The sequence below is a fragment of the Methanocalculus natronophilus genome (assembly GCF_038751955.1).
GTDB lineage: Archaea > Halobacteriota > Methanomicrobia > Methanomicrobiales > Methanocorpusculaceae > Methanocalculus > Methanocalculus natronophilus.
Genome location: NZ_JBCEXH010000114.1, coordinates 1 through 548, shown reverse-complemented (window position 1 = coordinate 548; position 548 = coordinate 1). Strand labels below are relative to the sequence as shown.

The 548-nt window shown below is 29.6% G+C and carries 1 pseudogene; it reads right to left on the bottom strand.

What is annotated here, in order from left to right:
• Window positions 1–277, bottom strand: a pseudogene (locus ABCO64_RS10755) (glutamine--fructose-6-phosphate transaminase (isomerizing)); the annotation flags it as partial.
• Window positions 278–548 lie beyond the last annotated feature (271 nt).

Below are 548 nucleotides of genomic sequence, written 5' to 3'. Positions count from 1 at the left end.
CATCTGCACTTTGATGAGGATGGGCATTTTCAACGGTAACTTTCCCATGGGTCGCCCATCTCGTATGACCAATCGCATAATGCGATTCGCTTTGATCAATTTTTGGTTTTAAATCGTTTATTTTCCCATTCACTTTGTATAAATTAAAAGCTGAAGTATTTGTGTCAAACAAACAAATTCCAGCTGAATCATATCCTCTATACTCTAATTTTTCTAAACCATTTAAAACGGTTTTTAATGCATTTTCTTTCCCAAAGTACCCTACTACACCACACATAATGATTTCTCCTAACCTTAAAGTAAAAATATAATACTTGAAAATTGACTAATTTATTATAACACTTTTATTCAATTTTAAAAATCCTGTTTATATATTTTCATGGATAAAAAAAATGATTCTTTAGAGCATGAATCATTTTTTTATTATTAAGATTAATATTCTTGATAAAGGCTTAATGCAATATTCATAATCATTAATGCAGTGATGAACAAGAGTGCTGATAATAAATGAAGCGAATAACTGAGACCCTCTTCATAAACACTAATGG